The organism is Bradyrhizobium sp. LA6.8 (genome assembly GCF_040547935.1).
Taxonomy (GTDB): Bacteria; Pseudomonadota; Alphaproteobacteria; order Rhizobiales; family Xanthobacteraceae; genus Bradyrhizobium; species Bradyrhizobium barranii.
The window spans coordinates 575,010-595,245 of sequence record NZ_JBEPQQ010000004.1 but is presented as its reverse complement, the minus strand read 5'-3'; the positions used below and the strand labels follow the sequence as shown (position 1 = coordinate 595,245).

17 protein-coding genes and 1 pseudogene are annotated in these 20,236 nt (G+C 60.3%); 6 read left to right on the top strand and 12 right to left on the bottom strand.

Annotation, left to right across the window (positions count from 1 at the left end; translation table 11 throughout):
• Positions 1-511: 511 nt before the first annotated feature.
• A complete protein-coding gene (locus ABIA90_RS22990; RefSeq protein WP_028150075.1) occupies positions 512-703 on the bottom strand; it encodes a ParB N-terminal domain-containing protein in 192 nt (63 codons plus the stop codon).
• A 1,077-nt stretch (positions 704-1,780) separates the two neighbouring features.
• Here ABIA90_RS22990 and ABIA90_RS22985 point away from each other — a divergent pair.
• Positions 1,781-1,993 carry a hypothetical protein gene (locus tag ABIA90_RS22985; protein ID WP_135215646.1) on the top strand — a complete coding sequence of 71 codons (213 nt, stop codon included), beginning with the start codon at positions 1,781-1,783 and terminating at the stop codon, positions 1,991-1,993.
• 1,740 nt (positions 1,994-3,733) lie between these two features.
• Here the strand turns inward: ABIA90_RS22985 and ABIA90_RS22980 are convergent.
• The gene (locus tag ABIA90_RS22980) at positions 3,734-5,365 is read right to left on the bottom strand and encodes a winged helix-turn-helix domain-containing tetratricopeptide repeat protein (protein WP_354119304.1); all 1,632 of its coding nucleotides are present in this window, start codon (positions 5,363-5,365) and stop codon (positions 3,734-3,736) included.
• Between the two features lie 193 nt (positions 5,366-5,558).
• The gene (locus ABIA90_RS22975) at positions 5,559-6,428 is read right to left on the bottom strand and encodes a hypothetical protein (protein ID WP_354119305.1); all 870 of its coding nucleotides are present in this window, start codon (positions 6,426-6,428) and stop codon (positions 5,559-5,561) included.
• On the opposite strand from ABIA90_RS22975, the gene ABIA90_RS22970 reads away from it, so the two are divergent.
• Together ABIA90_RS22970 and ABIA90_RS22965 are read left to right on the top strand one after the other, a co-directional pair.
• The gene (locus tag ABIA90_RS22970) at positions 6,420-7,259 is read left to right on the top strand and encodes a DUF1194 domain-containing protein (RefSeq protein WP_354119306.1); all 840 of its coding nucleotides are present in this window, start codon (positions 6,420-6,422) and stop codon (positions 7,257-7,259) included. The two genes, ABIA90_RS22975 and ABIA90_RS22970, sit on opposite strands and share 9 nt — an antisense overlap.
• Before the next feature lie 428 nt (positions 7,260-7,687).
• Positions 7,688-7,864, top strand: a complete 177-nt coding sequence (locus ABIA90_RS22965; RefSeq protein WP_208088530.1) for a hypothetical protein — start codon at positions 7,688-7,690, stop codon at positions 7,862-7,864.
• A gap of 85 nt (positions 7,865-7,949) precedes the next feature.
• Here ABIA90_RS22965 and ABIA90_RS22960 read toward each other — a convergent pair whose 3' ends face one another.
• The 9 genes and pseudogenes from ABIA90_RS22960 to ABIA90_RS22920 all read right to left on the bottom strand — a co-directional run bounded on the left by ABIA90_RS22960 (position 7,950) and on the right by ABIA90_RS22920 (position 18,105).
• Entirely contained in the window at positions 7,950-8,663 is a 714-nt protein-coding gene (locus tag ABIA90_RS22960) for a class II aldolase/adducin family protein (protein WP_354119307.1), read from the bottom strand.
• The gene (locus ABIA90_RS22955) at positions 8,660-10,075 is read right to left on the bottom strand and encodes a carbohydrate kinase (protein ID WP_354119308.1); all 1,416 of its coding nucleotides are present in this window, start codon (positions 10,073-10,075) and stop codon (positions 8,660-8,662) included. The genes ABIA90_RS22960 and ABIA90_RS22955 overlap by 4 nt, the downstream gene beginning before the upstream one ends.
• Positions 10,076-10,081: 6 nt before the next feature.
• A complete protein-coding gene (locus tag ABIA90_RS22950) occupies positions 10,082-11,089 on the bottom strand; it encodes an ABC transporter permease (RefSeq protein WP_354119309.1) in 1,008 nt (335 codons plus the stop codon).
• Complete coding sequence (locus tag ABIA90_RS22945) at positions 11,086-12,090, bottom strand: ABC transporter permease (protein ID WP_354119310.1); 1,005 nt, start codon at positions 12,088-12,090, stop codon at positions 11,086-11,088. The genes ABIA90_RS22950 and ABIA90_RS22945 overlap by 4 nt, the downstream gene beginning before the upstream one ends.
• Positions 12,083-13,567, bottom strand: a complete 1,485-nt coding sequence (locus ABIA90_RS22940; protein WP_354119311.1) for a sugar ABC transporter ATP-binding protein — start codon at positions 13,565-13,567, stop codon at positions 12,083-12,085. Before ABIA90_RS22940 ends, ABIA90_RS22945 begins: the two co-directional genes overlap by 8 nt.
• Positions 13,568-13,679: 112 nt before the next feature.
• On the bottom strand, positions 13,680-14,681 hold the full coding sequence (locus tag ABIA90_RS22935) for an autoinducer 2 ABC transporter substrate-binding protein (RefSeq protein ID WP_028150067.1): 1,002 nt from the start codon (positions 14,679-14,681) through the stop codon (positions 13,680-13,682).
• Positions 14,682-14,967: 286 nt separating this feature from the next.
• Positions 14,968-15,568 (bottom strand): annotated as a pseudogene (locus ABIA90_RS22930) (transposase); the annotation flags it as partial.
• Positions 15,569-15,705: 137 nt separating this feature from the next.
• On the bottom strand, positions 15,706-16,128 hold the full coding sequence (locus ABIA90_RS22925) for an SseB family protein (protein WP_354119312.1): 423 nt from the start codon (positions 16,126-16,128) through the stop codon (positions 15,706-15,708).
• A gap of 99 nt (positions 16,129-16,227) precedes the next feature.
• Complete coding sequence (locus ABIA90_RS22920) at positions 16,228-18,105, bottom strand: sigma-54-dependent Fis family transcriptional regulator (protein WP_502916643.1); 1,878 nt, start codon at positions 18,103-18,105, stop codon at positions 16,228-16,230.
• Positions 18,106-18,441: 336 nt separating this feature from the next.
• Here ABIA90_RS22920 and ABIA90_RS22915 point away from each other — a divergent pair, with 336 nt between their 5' ends.
• Genes ABIA90_RS22915 through ABIA90_RS22905 form a run of 3 tightly spaced genes read left to right on the top strand, consistent with a single transcriptional unit; the run spans position 18,442 to position 20,181 of the window.
• On the top strand, positions 18,442-19,485 hold the full coding sequence (locus tag ABIA90_RS22915) for an NAD(P)-dependent alcohol dehydrogenase (protein ID WP_071909903.1): 1,044 nt from the start codon (positions 18,442-18,444) through the stop codon (positions 19,483-19,485).
• 58 nt (positions 19,486-19,543) lie between these two features.
• Positions 19,544-19,915, top strand: coding sequence for a hypothetical protein (locus tag ABIA90_RS22910; RefSeq protein WP_208069721.1), 372 nt, complete (start codon positions 19,544-19,546; stop codon positions 19,913-19,915).
• Positions 19,912-20,181, top strand: coding sequence for a hypothetical protein (locus ABIA90_RS22905; RefSeq protein ID WP_354102287.1), 270 nt, complete (start codon positions 19,912-19,914; stop codon positions 20,179-20,181). Before ABIA90_RS22910 ends, ABIA90_RS22905 begins: the two co-directional genes overlap by 4 nt.
• Positions 20,182-20,236 lie beyond the last annotated feature (55 nt).

The following is a 20,236-nucleotide window of genomic DNA, read 5'->3' as shown; positions in this document are numbered from 1 at the left end:
ATCGGCGGCGGGCCCGCGCAATTGGTCATTTGAAGCGACCAGATCTCGCGACGTGACACAGGCTCGACCCAGGCGGCCAAGGCGCGCCGCTCGACCGGCACCTTGCGGGCGTTACCATTCTTGCCCGTGCGCTTCCCAACTGCGACAGATGTCGCAGTTGATTTCTTTCGCTCGAACCTTCGTTGCGGCATCGCCTCTGCGCCAGTGCCGCCGGCCGCACCGCCTCGACCGCCTCGATCACGCCAGAGGCGCGTGGGAAAGGGAGGGAGAGCTTAAATGGAGCGGGCTGATGGCAAGAGCGGTCAGACGCGAACCAACGATGCCCCTATTTGCTTTCCGGGGTCCCTCGGAGACCAGGGCCAAACGGGGGTGATCGATTGTCGCACTTGCGCCACATCGCGCGCCGCCTTTGTGTACGGGACCGCATAAAATTAAACCAGGAATGCGCGATGGCAAAAATCCTCGTTGGCGTTGTTGCGATGCACCGAACAACGTACGCTCGGCGAGCGGCTCAGGCTGTATGTCGAAGAGAACTTCCATAATGCTTGAAGAAGTTATCGAGCTTCACTGGTTCGCCGGTATCCCGCCAGAACAGTCTTTTACCGAGGCTGGCCGCCACTGCGAGGCGGTGGTGGCCGCCGATTAAAGTATGGTCATCGGATGCTGTTGCGATGATCTCGCCGTCTTCGTCCACGATTTTCATGTGCTGCCTCCAATCCAGCGTGCGGTCAGGCCGCCGCGACGGTGCGCAATCTATCTAACCTTATGCGGGCCCTGGGCGTTCCAACCCATGAAGATCACGGCTTCCGTATTCGACATGCGCCACATCGCCGCCCTTTGTGTACCAACTGGCAAGGCCCGATTGCGGAGGGCGCGCGCCAGCACTCGACGGTCCCGGACCTGGAAGCCGCCCGGCGATGACAAATGGGCAAATTGTTTGTTGTGGATCAATTCCAAGGTGCCCAGACAGTCGTACGCTGCGCCGAAAACGAGGGAGGTTCCACATGGCATCAATCTTCTCGACGCCCCATCCAGAAAAATGCCCTCAATGTGGTTCTGGGTTGGTCCATCTAGAGTGGCGTGAGCGCGTCAATGCCCAAGAAATCCATGATCTTTGGCGCTGCTTTAACTGCAAAAGCGAGTTTGTCACCGCCGCCACTCCTGATGAGAGAGAACCCTCGGTCGTCGAGATAACCAAGCCCTTCTTTACGAGCCTAATAGTCTAATCGACTGGCGTGGCTCGCGCTTTACTTGACGCCTTGACCGCCGACGCGCGCCGTTCGGCGGAGATCGTGCGGCGTGAAGCGCTTGAGGCCCAATAAATCACAGAGCCGGGGCGTCTTGCTCTTGTCCTCGTTCCGGCGCCAAACGCCACTCTTTGCGGCGATTGGGCAAATAGGTCCTTGCCGTTACCTACCGCGAGCTTCGTCAGGCAGGATGCGAACGAGCAAGCGCATCCGGTCCTCCACTGGCCCAGGAAACAGGCTAAGGTCGCAGCCCCCATCAAGGGTCAAAAGGACAGGCTCGATGACCACAATCAAGTTCTTGGCGACTGGATTGATCGCGATCACCGTCCTTACAACGACCGCCGTGGCTCGCGAGAAATTCGCAGCCGGGCCAACGCGCATCACGGTGTACGGCAAGCCCTGTCATATATTCAATACCGGCCCCGGCGGCTGCTGGATTGTCTGGGAGGGCATTCCAATATGGTTCGGTCCGTCGGTCCGGGGCGTGCCCGGCCGCATTTGCGACAATGGCGACAATCCGAGGATATGTTGAGATGCGGACGATAGGAGGTGCGCAGCGGTATCCGAGGCAATCGCTGCGCGGTTCGGCCCTCGGCGGCGTCGGTCAGCGCGGTGGCGGCGAGAAGTACGCGCGGGTGCTTGTGCTCGCGTTTCGGCACCGTCTCGCTGAAGTGCCGGATCGCATCGCGCAACGTGATGAGCTCGGTGCCGCTGGGCAGCACGATCTGAGCGTCAAAGCGGCGTAAGCAACCATCGGATTCAGCCATGCTGACGCCAGTCCGACGCTATCCGTTCGCCGCAATCAAAGCGCGCGTATTTCGCGCGAGTCCACGCCTCATGAACGCGCGAGGCCTGGAAATTGGTCTCTGTGCTTTTGGGCAGATATTCGCTCCATGCCACCTCGAACGCCGCGGGAGCCGCCTCGAACGACGGCGCCGAGCCTTTGCGGTGCTCGCCGGGCTTCGAGCCGGGATAGAAGCCGCACTGCCATTGCCAAACCTCGGACGAGTCTGGGGTTTCCGACGGCTTTTGCTATGCTGCCGACGTGATGTCGTCAAAGTGGATGTGCCAGCAAATCGCTGCGGTGCGGATCGCGCCGACGGGTGAGGACGGGCATAGGCGCATTTGAGCGGGGCCGGCAAGGTGCGGCGACCCGGATTGGCCGCGCCCGCTACTGGTCGAGCGGCCCCTTCCAATCTGTAAAGTCGTATACAGCCCACCATCGATGCAGTGTCTGCCCGCACGCTTTGCAATCGAAGCGCCCGCTTGCCACGACCGGCCGCCTTATTTGGATAGCGCTGTGAAGCGTCCCGCAAAACAAGCAACTAAAAAAGACGCGCATTGGTCATCGATCCCCGGTCGAAGTGCACCCCGTGCGTTGGGCCAACTGGGCCGCCATAGTAAAAAGGGCAGTTTGTATCTTGGCAGTTCAGGCCGAATATTTGTGAGTTCGCGCCAACGAGGGTCCTCGGTCGCGATGCGGCGCGGTGGGCCCAGGGTGCAGTGAGTGCACATAATTCACAAAGGACAAAAGGCCCGGCTGGGCCGGGCCCCATTGCACGCCACTCGCGTCGGTGACTTGTGAGTTCAGAGGCCAAAGGACCAACCGATTGCGAGACGCTGGCTCACTGGCGAATCAGTACCGTAATTTGTCGACACAATTGAGGCCAACGACGGTCGTCCCCGAGCATCTCAAGCTCGGCACTATGCGGCAGTCACGGCCATGGCAGCGATCCTCACGGCCTATCCCTTCGGCGGCTGCAATTCCCCAGCAAACCACCTGGCGACCTCGGGCGACGTGATCGGATCGGCTTCCTCGCAATGCAAGCATGTCGGCCGGAGTGGGCCCTTGCCATCCGGTCGCGCTATCAGGACCAGCGGCTTGCCGCAACGCGCACAATTTAAGGTTTTGGATATCCCGTCCATCGCCTCATTATGGCGCGTGGAACCGGAGAGTCCAGATATTGATGGCGATCTCCGCGACTGACACGCACACAAATTCGCGAATGCCTCATCAGGCTACCGCATCGTCCAGCCACAGTTCGAGCAGCGCGCGATGTGCGTCGCATCCCCTCGGCCGCCAAGAGCACCTGGGCGCGCGCAGGCGCGGCATGCACCTGCGGCAGGTCGGTAGCGCAAGCATGGATGACGCTTATTGCCGCTGGCTTCGCCTGGGATCGAATCAACATCTATCTAGCAATGGTTGGCCTGGGCCTAGCGGCGGCGTCTTGGCTGATCGGGTACGCGCTCCGATACGTTCTTACGGGCGGAGATGATGTCATGTCGAAATTGAAGAGAGACAGTTGAATAAAGCCCACTTCAGTTGGTAGCTTCTGGACGTCGCCTGTTGGCCCTTAGAACGAGCTGACACCGGCCTCAAACGGCAAAGCGACGCGGATCACTCCATCCGGAACGGCCTCGAAGCCGCTTCTGCGCCGAAAAAGGCCAACTTGGAATGATCACATCAGGTTCACGCGCCTGAAGCTTTACTGGGCCATTGCCGAGGTGTTGCTCTTGCGAAGTCTGTCGAGGTCCTCATCAACCGCCAGAGCTATCGGCGTATTCCGCGGCGTCATCCGGTACGTCTGCAAAGAGGGGGCGGCCGCGACCAAAGCGGGCCACGCCGCCTCCGCGTCGGCGGCATGGCCGGTACGAATAAGCGACGATAGCCAGACCGCCTTGCAGACACCTATCGCAGGTGTTCGATCCATACATTCGCGGGCGAAACGCAGCGCATCCTCGTAATCCTGCACGGAATAGCGCAGCCTTGCCCCGTAGAGCGCGTAGTGTGCTGGGCGTACCGGGTTCCAGGAGATCGCCTTCTCGAAGGCTTCAATCGCTGCCTGGGTTCGACCGGCATAATGCAATGCACCGGCAAGGACGACCCAGTTGTCCGGATCGCCAGGGCCGAGCTCGATCGCCCGCTCGGCCGCGCTCACCGCTGACTCAGGGTCCTGACCTGCGTCGGTTACTAAGGACAGCACTCGCCACGAACTGGCACGCAGCGGGTCCAGCGCAATCGCGCGCCTGACGTCGGCGATCGCCTGCGGCAAGTCCTGATGACTGAGCCCAGGATCGTGACGGCCAAAAATCAGCATCTTCTTCACCAGTCCGAGTCCCGTCCACGCGGGCGCGTAGTTCGGATCAAGGCGGACCGCCAGTTCGAGTTCCTGCCGCGCTTGGCGGAGGCTCTCGGAACTTGGTGCCATGGTCAGCGCAAGCGTGCGCAGCACGCGCGCATGCACATCAAGCGAGGCCGGCGCGCGGCTCCGTAACGCCGCCCGGTCCGACTCGCGCACGGTTGCACCAAGCGAGGCGCTGATCCGAGAGATCAACGTTTCAGTAACGTCGGGCAGGTCCTGCGCAGTGGGCTCGAACCGGCCGCTCCAGACGATGCGGTTGTTGCCGGAATCGATCAATTGCACGTGGAGCTGCAGCCGGTCGCCGCGTCTCTCTGCGCTGCCATCCACAAGGTAGCGAGCGTGGGTCATCGCAGCGATCTGCACCGGCGACAGGTTCTTGCCGCTAAGTTCGGCTGTGGCGAGGGTTGAGACGATGTGCAGGTCGGGGTTGCGCGCAAGTTCGGAGGCAATCATGTAGGCTAATCCGTTGCCGTCCGGACTGCCTTCCTGAGAGGTGTTAAGTACGCGCAGGGGTAGAACTGCAACATCGGCCACCATCCTGTTGTGTACCTTGGGGGGCCCGGAGCCGGCGCCGAGCAGTAGAAGTTGCCAGACCGCCACGATCGCGACTGCCACCATCGCAAGGGCGGCGGCCAGGCGATGGAATCTTCGCACATCGCGCGGCGCCGTGTCGGCCGCGTCAACGATCAGAAGGTAACCACGTCGTGGCATCGTTCGCACGACTTGCTGCCGGCTGTCACCGAGCGCGCGCCGGATCTCGACCACGCATTGCACGAGCGAGTCGTCGGTGACCGAAACGCCCGGCCACACTCGCGCACCGAGATCGAGTTTTGTAACCAACTCTCCGGGACGGCGCCCCAATTCAAGCAACACTGCCAGAGCCTGAGGCCGCAGCTCAACGGCCTGGCCGTGCAGGTCAAATAACTGCGCCTGATCCAAATTGAGCGTGTATCCGTTCAGCCGCAGGCAGGTCATGCGCACACCTCCCGCCATTGATCTTAGCGGACCGGAAAGTGCGTCTCAAGGCAGCGGCAGAGCCCGATTTCGTCCTTTATCGTGCCTTTTCGTACGGTTTTCCCGCAGACCTGCACTACGTTGACAACCGGAGAGCCGCTGCCCTGAGCCCGCGGTAACCGAATAACGCGATACCGAGAAAGCTGCACCGCGCTCACAGGGCGCAGAGTGTGTCCAACCAGACGGTGGTCTCTTTCTTCTCGCGAGATTGCAAATGCGGAAGAGATTTTCGATAGCCATCACAGCGGGAAGGGCGCATTGCGGCGGAGTCGACCGTCATTCGCGCGCGCGCCGGGGCAGCCGTTACTTCATTGTGTCGATACTGTGCGCGGCCTGCATCGTTCCGTTCGCAACCAATCCAGCGCGGGCTCAATGCACGGCTCGCGATGTCTTGCAAAACCAGCTGAAGCTCAAGACGCGCCCCGCCGAAGTGTCCCAGCAACTCATTCAGTCCGGCCGCGATGTGGCGACATGGAAGACCATTACCATTGGTACCTTCGCTGATCCGCTTGGACTGCGCAATAAGCTGGACGGCATGGGCTGCGGTATCGGGGGGCAGGCCGCTGAAATACTTGCTCGACCGACATTCATCCTTGGCCCTCGCAAGACAGACGTGGAGCTTGTCCTCGTATCGCCAGCCCAGCTTGGATTCACGTCCGGTACTGTGACCTTGGCTGATGTTTACGCGCGTGCTCGACAGCTCGGCTTGGAACTCGCGGCAGCCGAAGTCGGCCCGCAATTGCGCATCCAATATCTTGACCAGCCTATCGGTGAATTTCTCATCATCGGAATGGAGCCAATCAAGACGTGGAGTGGCGAGCCGATTGTTCTGAATGTAGCAAATGGCGGCGCCGGATTGATCCTCATCGGCCAGGACGGCAAAGCCGCCTCCGAAATACATGTGACATCTCGGTTCGTCTTCGCGCGCTCGCATCAATCCGCACCCGGCACTGGACCGATCGATCAGGCAGCGGCGTTTCTGCCACCATGAAGAGGAACCAGCAGCGAGGCCACCATGCTTCATCGTGTCTCCATCGCAGCGGCATTGATCGCCGGAGTGATCGCCGGAGGTGAAGTCGCCAACACGGCCGCCCTCAATTCGGGGTACCGAGTGGTTGCCGGCAGCGAGCAGCCATCAGTCGATGTCGAACTCGTTCTTGCTGTTGATGTCTCCTATTCAATGGATCCTGGCGAGCTTTTGCTTCAGCGCGAGGGTTACGCGGAGGCCATCGTTTCCAACGAATTTCTCCAGGCGCTCAAGGCCGGGCCGAACCGAAGGTTGGCCCTGGTCTATGTGGAATGGTCTGGACCGAACGATCAGAAAATCATCGTGCCGTGGAGATTGATCGACAGCCGCGAATCTGCAGCTGCGGTGGCGGCGGAAATCGCGAAAGCGCCGGTTCGCATGGGGTCACGCACCTCGATCTCTGGCGCGATAGATTTCGCATTGCCGCTGTTCGATGCGGATCCGTATCGTGGACTGCGGCGTGTGATCGACGTTTCCGGCGATGGCGTGAACAACGACGGAAGCCCAGTTACCATCGCACGTGATGCGGCGCTGGCAAGGGGCATTACCATCAACGGATTGCCGATCATGCTCGAAGGAAGACTTTCGTCGCAAATGGACATCGACGACCTCGATCTCTATTACGAGGATTGTGTGATTGGCGGGTCAGGCTCGTTTATGGTGACGATCAGAAGCCGTGACGGGTTCAAGGAGGCGATCCGAACAAAGCTCGTGCTCGAGGTTGCCGGCGGCGTGCCCAGGGACCGGATCGTATCGGTGACCGAAAGGGAGCCGCGAATATCCTGCCTCATTGGTGAGGCAATATGGGCGAAACGAAGCCGGTGGTGAGCGCTTCGGTACTTTTTGGAAGGCGCACAGCTCGATCCGCGTTGAACGAGCGTAGCACGTCTGCTCATGGCCCTCAGCCGACATAATTGGCGTTATGGCTGACTTCCGCTTTACCGGAGATGTCCGACTTCATCATCAAATGCGGAAACCGCTTCCGTCGGCCGGAAAGGCAAGGATCGTGGATGCTGTCACCTCCCACTCATCAGCAGGCGAGCTTGCCTGACACCCTCGCGGGCCGTGCACGAACGAAAAGAGCACGTATCCGGTGTGGTCGTCGCGCTGGGGGTAGCGAAGCTCGCTCCGTGCTGTTGTATTGGCGCGGCAGCTTCGGGCCTGGTGACCCGGAACGGACCTCGTCAAGCGAACGCGGCCGTTGCAGACGATCTGTACAGCGCGTACGGTCGCCGATGCCGATGCAAGGAGCCCCAATGACTGATCGAGACAAGATTCTGATTGCCCTTGGCGAAAAGCCTCTGAAGGTTTTCGAAATCATGAAGCGCGTGAACATAAAGCATGAGGACGATTGCCAATCGCTCTTGTTGAAGATGCGTGACGACGGCGCCGTGAAGTTCGATATTCACAAGGGATATTGGCTCGCTGTCTGACATTTTTCGCTTGATCACCAGCGGCTGGTAGAGTTGCTTGCAAGTTTCCTTAGCGAAGACTAGCCGCGTTCAACGACACTCTGAGTCAATGTGGCGCCAGTTTCGACTGAGGCATGGCGCGTGGAACATCACCGACGTCGTCAAGATCGGGCGCTTGGCCGTAGCCCATGCGTTTCATCTGTTCGTGGACCTGTGCCATTTCGGTCTCGCTGAGGCGCGGAGGTTCGCCGATCGCCAGCGCGTGGACATACATCTTCGCCAGGGTCTCCACCTCCACGGCAAGCCAAAGCGCCTTTTCAAATGTCTGCGCCGTTACGATCAAGCCATGATGGCCGAGCAAGCAGGCATTTCGTCCTTCGAGCGCATTGACGGCATAATCCGACAGCGCCTGTGTGCCGAAGCAGGCATAAGGCGAACAACGGATATCGTTGCCACCGGCTACCGCGACCATGTAGTGGAAGCAGGGAATGCCACGCTCGTGCACGGCGAGAATGGTGCTGAAGGTGGAATGCGTATGAAGCACGACGTTTATGTCGTCCCGCGCTCGCAGAATATCGCGATGAAAACGCCATTCTGAAGAAGGGCGATGGTTGCCCTGGTAATTCGCGGCAAAATCCATCGCGACAATGTCTTCTGGCCGCATGCGCTCGTAGGGCAAGCTTGTCGGTGTGATTAGCATGCCGTTTGGAATCCGGTGCGAAAGATTGCCGGAAGTCCCTTGGTTGAGACCGTTTCGGTTCATCTCCTTGCAGGTATCGACGATGCCCTGGCGGAGATCGGCATGATTGCGGTCTGTCATGATGGGTGCTCCGAAAAAGAAATCCAGGATTGATAGGCGGCGGAAAGGGTGCGTTTGCACTCATCCTCGCCGAGCGGCGTGACTGCTTCAAGCACCACGCTCGAAACCGGAATCGTACGCGAAAATCTCCGCCACAGCAGCGCCGCGCCGAGCGCCGTTCCATCCCGAGATTGGCTCACCGAGACGCTCTGCGATGGCCGCAACGCGGCCAGAGCGCGCGCGAAGGGCAGGTTGGCGGCGAAGCCACCGTCGATGACGATGTGTTTCGAGCTGCCAAGCGCATCTAGACAGCGGTTTGCGCTGAATGCGGCGTAGAGGACTGCCAACCCCTGCCATTCGGCTGGCGTCTCGGGCCGCGGTCCGATAATGCGTCCGCGGTGAGCTGCACCGGGGAACAGTCCATCATCCCCAACGAAGGAGGGGAGTGCCAGGGTTCCAAGGGCCAGTAGACTCGGCAATGCGGTGAGGACGGCTGCATCAGAAGCGTCGTGGTCTCTGCTGATCAAGTCGTATTCGCGGCCTGTCGCGATCAGCGTGGAGGGTACGTTCTCACCGTCGACATCGATATTGAGCACCATGCCGCGTGTGGCGTCGAGCTTGTCTAGCGCGAGGCCGCGCTGAAAGCCGATCATCCAGGTGCCTGTTGATAGGATCGAGGTATCGGCCATGCCGGCGGCCTTGTAGCGGAACAGGTTGGCGTTGGAATCATGCACGCCGCAGAGGATTTCGGTCGAGCGCGCCAGGCCGGTACGCTTGGCTACGGCCTCCGAAACCCTCCCTAGCACCGCACCGGCGGATGCCCGCTCCGGCAGAAGACGGTCCCAGCCGCGCTTGCGCATCAGGGAGGAAGGCTGATGGTGGAAAAGGTCCCAGATATGGCTCTGAGCCGCGAGCTGTGAAATTTCACTTGCAGCACACCCGCCGAGCCGCAAGGCGAAATACTGCGCAGTCGTAAGATAGGTTTTCGCGCGGGCGAATTCGGCGGGATATGCGCTTTCCTGCCAGAGCAATTGCTTGCCGAGCCGCATCGCGCCGCTGATACCGCAAAACACTTCATCATAGGCAGGCGCAATCCGGGCGTAGGCCTGGTCGATCTCAGGTGGCGAGACCGCATCATAGTCCATCATCGGCAGCACTGGCTCGTCACCTTCGACAAGAACGGCGCCACACCCATGCGCGGTCGCGATCACCGCGCCGATGGTGTGGCGTTGCGTCACCACGGCCAAAGTGTCGAGGAACCACTCTTCCAGCCCGGCAAGATTATAGGCGAGGTATGGTCCTGCCGTGGTCGGCACATTCGGGATCGAAAGTGTTTCGAGCGGCCAGCCGTCCTCACTCGCGACCAGCAGTTTCAGATTCGTCTTGCCAATGTCGAGAACCGCGATCCGGGGAGAGGCTTCCGATCTTGTCATCGTTGTCTACCGGGGCGCTTTGCCGCCCAGATGGGGAACCGCGGCAACGGCAATCAGGATGCCACCCCAGATCGCCAGAGTAAGGAACTGGCTGAGATTGAGAAGGTTGAACGCCGAGGAGATGACCTGAAGGATTATCAGCGCAAGCAGCAATCCGCCGACTTTGCCAAAGCCGCCAAATGGATCGACGCCACCGAGCACTGCTGCAAGAATCGTGACGAGCAGATAGCTCTCGCCATATGCCGCGTTGGCTGAATTGAAACGTGCCAGCATGACGACCGCTGCGACACCGGCGAGCAGGCTCGAGAGGACATATAGCTTGAGCAGGACGGCGCGGGTATCGACGCCGGAGTAGCGGGTTGCCTTCTCGTTCGAGCCGATCATGTAAACCGTTGCCCCGAAGGGCGTTGCGTTTAGCATGAGCGCGACGGGTAACGCACAGAGCGCCAGCACGATCAGGGCAAAAGGCACCCCGAGAACCGTTCCATTGCCGATGAAAACAATGGGCTCCGGAAATCCGGAGATGACATTGCCGCGCGTCAGGCCGATCGCGAGTCCCTTGCAGAGTGTCATGGTGCCGAGGGTTGCGAGGATCGGCGAAACGCCGAGATAGGCGATGACAAATCCGTTGACAAGGCCGACCAGTGCCGCGACGGCAAACCCTGCCGCAATCGCCAGCACCTGTACGCCGGCCCAGGCAATGCCCTGAGTGCCCGGAATGTAGTGCGTCAGCAGGAAGGCAATGGTCAGTCCGGAGAGATTAGCGGTGGCGATGATGGAAAGGTTGAGGCCGCCAGATAACAAGGCCAGCATCATCGCAAGCGAAAGAATGCCGAGCTCCGGCATCTGGAAGGCCATCGATTGCAGCGTGTTGACGGAGAAAAACCGGTCGCCGATGGTAATGGCGAACACCAACCAGAGCGCGACCAACAACAGCATCAGGGTTGCGATCGTCCCGCTGCCGGCAAAACGGATCAGGCGTCCGCGAAGGGCGAGGGTGGACTCATTTCTCATGGCCGCGCGCTCCGGCTCCGCCGTTCTCGCTGCGACCAGGCTGTTGCCGAGACCGAGATCAGAATGACCAACCCGACAAAAAATGGCGACCAGTAGGACGAAACGCCCAGCAAAATGATTCCATTCTGCAGGATGGCGAGCAGTGCCAACCCCAGAAACGTGCCGAGAACGGTGCCGACGCCGCCCATCAGGCTGGCGCCGCCCAGCACGACGGCCGCAACCACATCGAGCTCCTTGCCCACCAGCACCGTCGGAGCGACGGACTGTGCAAGCTGCGCCTGGACCAGTGAGGCGATACCGGCCATGACCCCCATGTAGCAATAGACCAGCATGTTGAGGCCGAAGACATGGAAGCCAAGTCGCTGCGCGGCATCGGTATTGCCCCCCATGGCGTAGATCTGACGACCGATATTGCTACGATTGAGCAGGAGCCAGGTGAACAGAAATGAGAACCCGAGCGCGAGGATCTGCAGGTTGACGCCGTAGGACGTATCCTTGCCCCAATCGAACTCGAACCAGAATATCCCGGTCGCGAACCAGTCGGGTAACGAATAGATGTATTTACCGCCCGTGAAGAAAATCAGCAGCCCATAGAAAATGTTCAACGTTGCGACGGACACGATGATTGATGGTATCCGAAGCTTCTGGATGAAGATCGCGTTGAGGGCGCCGAGCGCACCGCCAATGCCGATCGCGATCGCAAAAACGCAGATCCAGTTCGCGCCGTATGCGTTCGCCACCGTAAGCGTGACATATTGCGCCACCGATGCCGTCGCCGTGAAGGAGATGTCGATTCCGCCGGCGATCAGCACCACGAGCAGTCCGAGGGCGAGGATGCCTACGAATGCGTAGGAGGTCAGCAGGTCGAACAGATTCTGCATGGTCAGGAACTGGCCGTTCGCCGCGCCCAGGCTGGCGCAGAGCACGAGGATCACGATCAACAGCCAGAACTCATGGCTGCGCCGAAACCTGCCAAATGAAGCAAACTGCGATTCAGGCATTGACTGCCTGCCGAAGCGCATCTTCGGAGGTGTCTGCGGCCATCACGTCAGCGGTCAAACGCCCTTCGCGCATCACCAGCACGCGATGGCTGTGATAAAGTACCTCGGGGATTTCGTCTGATATCATCAGCACTGCGACGCCCTCGCGGGCCAGTCGCCGGATGATCTCATAAATCCCATCCTTAGCGCGGATGTCGACACCGACCGTTGGGCTATCAAGGATAAGCACCCGCGGGTTGGTCGCCATCCATTTGGCGAGCACGATCCGCTGCTGATTGCCGCCGGAGAGCGTCTTGACCGGGTTGTTGGGATCAGAGACCTTGATTCCGAGTTCGGCGACCCATCGCGCAACATGGCTTTGCCGCGCGCGTGCGCCAATCAGGCCGAACGCGCCGGCGAGACGTTCCAACACAGTCAGCGTGACGTTCGACGTGATCGACTGGTCAAGGATGAGGCCAAGTGTAAGCCTGTCTTCAGATACGTAGGCGATGCCTCGACGGATCGCGTCTGCATTCGTGTTCAGCGCGATGCGGTGGCCGTCGAGCGCCATGGTGCCTCGATCGGGCGGGTTCATGCCGAACAGCGACAGTGCGAGCTCGGTTCGGCCCGATCCAAGCAATCCGGTAAGCCCCACGACTTCTCCGGCGCGCAATTGCAAGCTCACATCGTCGTAGTCACCATCGCGGCCAAGCCCCTGGACTTCGAGAACAACCGCACCCACGGCAAGGTCGGGCACCTGTTTCTGATACTCGAAAGCCTTCCCGGTCATCAGGTGACTGAGTTTGCTGCCGTTGATGGTCGCTGCGGCAAAGGTGCCTACCTTTGCGCCGTCCCGCAACACCGTCACGCGTTCGGCAATCTCAAGCACCTCGTCGAGGCGATGGCTAACGAATACGACGCAGATACCGCTTCTTTTCAGGTCGCTGACGAGCTTGATCAAGGTGTTGACCTCGTGGCGGGTCAGCGACGCCGTCGGCTCATCCATGATGAGAAGTTTGGCATCCGCCGCCAAGGCCCGGCAGATCGCGACCAGCTGGCGTCCGGCAATGCTGAGTTCGGAGACTTTTGTTTCTGGATCGACCTCAACGCCGACCTTCGCCATTGTGGCCATGGCGATGGCCCGCATAGAGGACCAGTTCACCGTGTGGACGCCGCCAAGATGGTGCGCCATGGCGATGTTCTCGACGACGGTGAGGTTGGAGAATAGCGATAGATCCTGATAGATGACCTGAATGCCGCAATGGGTGGAGTAGACCGGGCTTAGTTTTGGGTACTCCTTGCCGGAAATGACGATCCGGCCTCCTGGTTCCGGCGCCTCGACGCCGGAAATGATCTTGATCAGCGTGGACTTGCCGGATCCGTTTTCGCCGACAAGGCAATGCACCTCTCCGACCTCCAGCGTCAGATCGACGTCGCGAAGCGCATGCACGCCGCCGAAACGTTTTGATATGCCGGACATCTCCAGGAAAGTCGTCAAGGCTTCGTCCTGTAATGGGACCGCTCGTCAAGCGATCGCCTCGACGAGGATCGCATTCCCGGCCGGAAAGCCGGGAATGCAGCGCGACGAGGCGGCTGGGACCGGTGTAGTTCTAGAGTCCTCCGGCGATCAGTCCGTCGATGGTTTCTTTGTTGATCCGCATGATCTTGTCGACCTTGATCTGCTTGCCGGCCACATCGACCGCAGCCTTGCCGAGGCCGGGAACATCGACGCCATCCGTGATTGGCTTGCCATCAAGCACGAGCTTGGCAACGGCAACCATGGCGTAACCTGCATCGGTGGGATTCCACAGGAAACCTTCGCGGATGGTATCATCCGCGATGAGCGATTTCGCCTGGCTCGGCAGCACCGTGCCGACCACGGCGATCTTCTTGCCAAGGCGTTGCTGACGCACCGCATTGCCGGCCCCGATCGGCCCATTCGAGCCGAAGCCGAGAATGCCGCGCAGGTTTGGATAGGCCTTGATCACGTCAAGCGTCGTGCGCTGGCTGGTATCGATCTCGTCGGCGCCGGGGAAACGGTCGGCGACGAGCTTCATTTTCGGGAAATTCTTCTGCTGATAGGCAATCGCGGCGTCGGCCCATTTGTTGTGAAGCGGCGTCGTCAACGTCCCGACATAAACCACGTAATCGCCTTCGCCGCCCATGTCCTTGGCGAGACGCTCCATTTGCACTTCACCGAAGCGAACGGAATCGATCAATTCGACATTCCAGTCACGGCCTTCTTGTTCGGGGCCCTCATGGGTGATGACTTTGATGCCGGCCGCCTGGGCGCGCTTGAGCACCGGCTCGCACACTTTGACGTCCAGCGGCACCAAGCCGATCACGTTGACCTTTTTGGCGATCAGGTCATCGAGCAGCTTTACCTGTTGTGCCGGATCGACGTTCGCCGGTCCAACCATGGTGGCATTGATGCTGAAGTCCTTGGCGCCCTTCTGGATTCCCTTTTCAAGAGCGTTGAACCACGGAATGCCGGCGATCTTCACGACCGTGACCATTTCCTTTTGAGCCTGCGCAAAAGCAAACCCCGGAAAACCGGTACCGGCGATCGCCGCCGCACCACCAAGCATTTTGATTGTCTGGCGTCTGTCCATTGTTCCCTCCCAGGAAGCTATTTTTAGCCTCTGCTCCTTTACCCGGCACTCGCCTGGCGGAGCAGTTGGCCTTATTCTTGATTGGCGGCGAAAATTTCGCCTCCAGCCTCAGGACTTGCCTGGGGATTAGAGACCAACGCTACGAGAGGTGTCAAGCAAGCGACATGTCAGCTAGCCCCGCCTGTGGCGATGTCCGGGCATGGCCGATTTTGTTGCAAAAGTCGGCTGTAACCGACGGATGTCTTTCGGCCATTCGGTAAGGCCGACCGGCTCTGATCCGCCGACCCTAACGCGCGAGGCGCCTCAGATTTTGAGCGATTGCAGCAAGAACAAACTCGTCCTGGGCGCCCCGTGGGCCACGAAGCCGAAGCCGACCAAGCCTCAGGATGCGCTTCAAATGCGCAAACCGCATCTCGACCTTCTTGCGCTGACGTCGCGACGTCTCGAATCCCTCGGTGCCAGCGAACGACCGGGCGACGTCCCGGGCGTTCTCATGCATGTTGCGCGGGATCTTGCGCGATGGTTCTTTTGGACAGCACTGCGGTTTAAGCGGGCATGCGTCGCAGTCGAGCTTGCTCGCACGATACAAAAGCGTTTTGCCCCCGTGCACGGTGCCGCTCGTCCCGAGCCGCATTCCGGCCGGGGCAGTGGTCGACGTCGCTGGTCGGATCATATCGAAAGTCGCTGCGCGAGAAGGTACCGTCATCTCGCTTCGACTTGTCGAACACGGGGATATGTGGTGCGATGCCCTTCGCCTCGACCAGCCAGTTCAGCATCGGAGCAGCCCCGTAAGCGGTATCCCCGGCAAGCCGCTCCGGCTTGAGACCAAAGCGCTCCTCTGTTCATTCGATCATTGTCCTCGCCGCTCCGACCTCGGCCTGGCGAATTCCCATCCGCCCGGCTCGCCACGAGCCTTTGCGGGCACACTTCAGGAAATCAGGCAGATGGTCTAGTGAACTGATGTCGCTGCGCCGTTTTCGAAATAATTCCGCTTGGCCGACAGCATCTGGCAGGAAGTCTGCGCCTATCGCGCGGACTTAATCGGCATGTGAAAGATCTCGCCACTCATGAGGAGGGCGATCTCGGCGGCGGGCAGTGGCTTCTGACATTCGGACAACGGATTGAGCCAGAAATTGGAGTCAGGCAACATTTCGAACAGATTGCGCGCGGCGGCGCCAAGGCACACCTCAGGCTGCTTTATATAGTCGTAGATGCGCTTCTTTGAGGTGAAGGTGGGGTGCCATTTCATGTTCTGGAAGTCGACCGTTGCAACGTTGATCTCCTCCTGAAATTTGAGCGAGCGACGGCGTCCAGGTTTCATCGGCGCTTCCGGCGTCAGAATGTAGATCTCCGTCTCGAGCAACGCGCGATAGAATGCGGGAACGACGCTGGCGTCCCTTGCGGCAGCCTGCATCAGGGCTTCGAGACTGTTTTCCGGTTCAAACATCGCGGCACTCCCAATTGAACCCGACGAGGGGCTGGACTTCAACGCCTCCAGTTACAGCGCAGATCGCGCTGTCGCCGCAGAGCCTTCGCCACGATTGTGCTAATCCTTGTTGCCGCGCAGGGCACGATAGATCGTATTGCGCGACACGCCCAGGCGGCGCGCGGTCTTGCTGATGTTGTTGCCCGTTTCCGCATACGCGGTCAGCACATGCGAGCGCTGAATCTCATGCAGATTGGCCTTGAGCCCACCACCCACCGCCTTGCCGGTCAAGCGCTCGCCGCCTGAATGTGCAAGTACGGACTCGACCGATGTCTCGTCGATCAGATCTCCCGGCTCGGCCAGCGACAATCGGGAAAGCACGTTGCGCAGTTCGCGGATGTTTCCATCCCAGTCGAGTTCGGCCAAACGATCGATCGCCCCTGCGGTCAAATCCATCAAGGGATCGATCTTGTGGATCAAATAGCGCGCGATCTCGGCGAAATCGGAACGCTCGCGCAAAGGCGGTAACGTCACCTCCAGCGTGTTGAGGCGAAACAGCAAATCGGATCGGAACCGGCCCTTCGCAATCGAGTCGTCGAGATTGGCATTGGTGGCAGACACCAGGAGAACGTCGACCTGACGTTTGGTGCCACCGACCGGCCGGACAGTCCAATCGTCCAGAAAGCGCAGCAGCACGGCCTGCAACGTCACCGGCATGTCGCCGATCTCGTCGAGGAAGAGCGTTCCGCCGTCCGCTTCCTTGAACAGTCCTGCAGCCCCGCCCTTTTTTGCTCCCGTGAAAGCGCCTTCGGCATAGCCGAACAGCTCTGCCTCGATCAGGCTGTCAGGGAGCGCTGCGCAATTCACCGGGACGAAAGCGCCGGCCCGTCCACTGGCGGTATGAGCATGGCGGGCGAGTTGCTCCTTGCCGGTGCCGGTTTCGCCTCGGATCAGGATCGGCATCTTACGGACCGCCGCGACTCCCACCCGTTGGACAATGGAAGCGATCGCCGGATCGGCGGAGACGAACTGGGTGGGAACGTCCTTGGGCGTCGACGGCCGAGGCCGCGAGATGGCTTGCATCATCGAGGACTGGCGCGCGTTCTCGATTGTGGCGACGAACTGGCTACCGACCTCGTCCTCGAGGCGCTGGCGTTCCTTGCGCCGGCCTTCATCGACAAAGGCGTTGAATTTCGTACGAAAGACGTCGGCGAAGCGACGACCCGGCAAGGCTGGCAGGCCATGCAGCAGGACGCTTGCGGCCCTGTTGGCTGCAAGGATCCTGCCCTCGTTGTCGACGGCCAGCAGGCCCGCGCTCAACGTATGCAGATATTCGCCGCGGCTATGGAAAGCGATCAGGATGTTTCCGCGGTGATGTTCGCGGAACAGACCATTCTCGATCTGGGTTGCCGCCATCGCGACGAGCGCCTGGGTATGCGCCTGCCTCGACATGCAATCCGATGACGCATCCAGTATTCCGGCCAGTTCGCCATCGGGCGCGAAGATTGGCGCCGCGATGCAAGTAAGATTGTGGTAGCGCGAGAAAAAGTGCTCGCCCCCGTGAACGACGATGGCCCGCTTGAGATACGCGGCGGTGCCGAGGCCGTTGGTGCCGCAAATGGCTTCAGTCCAGATAGTGCCGGGCCGAATGCTCGCTGCGTTCGAGGCATCACTGAAGCTCGAGTCCGAGATGATGTCGAGCAGCAGGCCGTTGGCATTTGCAAAGGCGATCATGAAATTGGAGCCGGCAATCTGCTGATGCAGCGTGTGCATCTCCGCGAGCGCCAGGCCGCGAATCAGTGAGCAGCGCTGCTGCTCCTGGCGCAAAACGGCGGTGCTCACGAACTCGGGCGAAGGAGGGCGCAATGTATCGAGACCAAGCGAAATGCAGCGCATCCAGCTGTCGTAGATATCGGCCGATAGCAGCTCTGCCGGCGGCGCGCCGCGCTGATCGAGCGTCATCCAAGCATTATCCATGCGTCGGCTGGCGGTCAGCATCATAGCTCCTCCGGGAGTCGCTGCTTGGCGATTTCCTCTTGGTCGTAGCCCGGTTCGGGTCGTTCTCGCGTGTGGCGCGGTTCTCACGATCATAGATCAAACAATCAAAAATCCAAATTTCTGCTCACCCGCTGTTGCTGCCGTCGAACTGTTCCGTCTCGGAACAGTCGCGCGCAAAGTCTGCTCCGAGGCGGATCGGCGCGAGCACTCCCGAGATCGCAAGAACAGTAGAAAGATCAGGCCGTTGTGCGCTTGGCACAGCCCTTGCTCAACTGTTCAGCAAGATGGCGATCGCGTCAGATCGACAGAATAATAATTTTGCCGGGGAGGCGTTTAATGAAAGCGGCGGTGCTTCATGAGTTCGACGAGAAGCTGACGGCGAAGGAGTTCGTCAAGTTCGATGACGTAACTGACCCGAAGATCTCGCGCCCGATGGACGTGATCGTGCGCATCGGTGGTGCCGGCGTCTGTCGCACCGATCTGCACATCGTTGAGGGCATCTGGCGCAGCAAGGTCGACGTCAAGCTTCCATACATCATGGGCCACGAGAACGCCGGCTGGGTCGAAGCGATCGGCCCCGGTGTCGAAGGGATCAAGGTTGGCGACAGCGTAATTTGTCATCCGCTGGTGACCAGCGGGCATTGTCTCGCGTGCCGGCGCGGCGACGACATGCATGCGCTGGACAGCTCGTTTCCCGGCATCAATGCCAATGGCGGCTACGCGCAGTATCTGCTGACGGGGCAGCGCTCCCTGATCAAGCTGCCGAAGTCGCTCGCACCGAAGGATGTTGCTCCCTACACCGATGCTGGGCTGACGGCTTATCGCGCCGCGAAGAAGGCATCCCGTCATCTGTTGCCCGGCGAATACGTCGCGGTGATCGGCGCCGGTGGGCTGGGCCATATCGGCATCCAGGTTCTCGCCGCGCTCTGCGCGGCAGAAATCATCGTGGTCGATCGCGCCGAACAGTCTCTCGAACTCGCCAAGAAGTGCGGTGCACATCATGTCGTGAAGGCAGACGGCAACGAAGTCGAGGCCGTGCTGGCGCTGACCGACGGGCGCGGCGCGGAGGCCGTGATCGATTTTGTTGGCGAGGGTGACGCCATCGCCAAGGGCCTGTCGATGACAGCGAACGCCGGCTACTACTACATCGTCGGGTATGGTGGGAAGATCGATATCCCGACCATCGACATGATCACGTCGGAAAAGACCATCGTCGGCAACCTGGTCGGCACATACGCCGAGCTGGTCGAGCTGATGGCGCTCGCGGATCGCGGCCTCGTCGAACTCCACACCAAGGAATACAGGCTGAGCCAGGCCAATGACGCGCTTCACGATCTGCATCATGGACGCATTCATGGCCGCGCGGTCCTGATCCCGTAGGGGCATGTGCCGCGACATGCAAAGCCTCGGTCCAGATCATCGAACGAGAGTGGCGCGAGTGACAAAGGACAGCCGATGCCGGCCACCGATCACCGCCGAGGAAGCCGCTGAATTGCAGCGCGCCCGCGATCGGATGATTGCCCGGGACAGGCTGATCGACGAGATGGTCGATAACAACGAGATGCAAATCAAGAATGAGTACGCGCGCGGCGGAGCCGAAATCGAACTCGCGTGCGCCGTGCGTAGCGCGGCGCGCGCCGACGCCGGAAGCGACGCGCATGCTGAACTGGAGCGAGCGGTCGTGCGCCTGGAGATGCTCCGGGAGGAGCATCGACGCCTGGTGGCCGAGCGTGAATGGCTCGACACGTCCCTGCTGGAGATCGACAACGGTCCTTCGTCCGGCGACCACCAACGTTCGGGGCACGCATGATGAGCAGGAACAACGCAACCATGATTGCATCAAAGCAACAGGCACAAATGCCGTCTCCGCAACCGGACATGAGCGAGGAAGCCGGGTCGAAAGACGCCTTCTTCATTCAGCTGGCCGAGATCGCGGAGGCCATGATCGCCGCGCACGGCAGGGATTTCGCTACTGGTGCGCTGGTCCTCTCGGCGAAATTCGTTGCCGAAGGAAAACCTCTCATCAAACGAGCCAACGGAGGTGACGAGACCGTCAGCGCCGAGAAACCGGGCTGACGTGAAACGACGAGTCAGCAGATCAATCAATCCATTTAACGGACTTAAAGTGTGT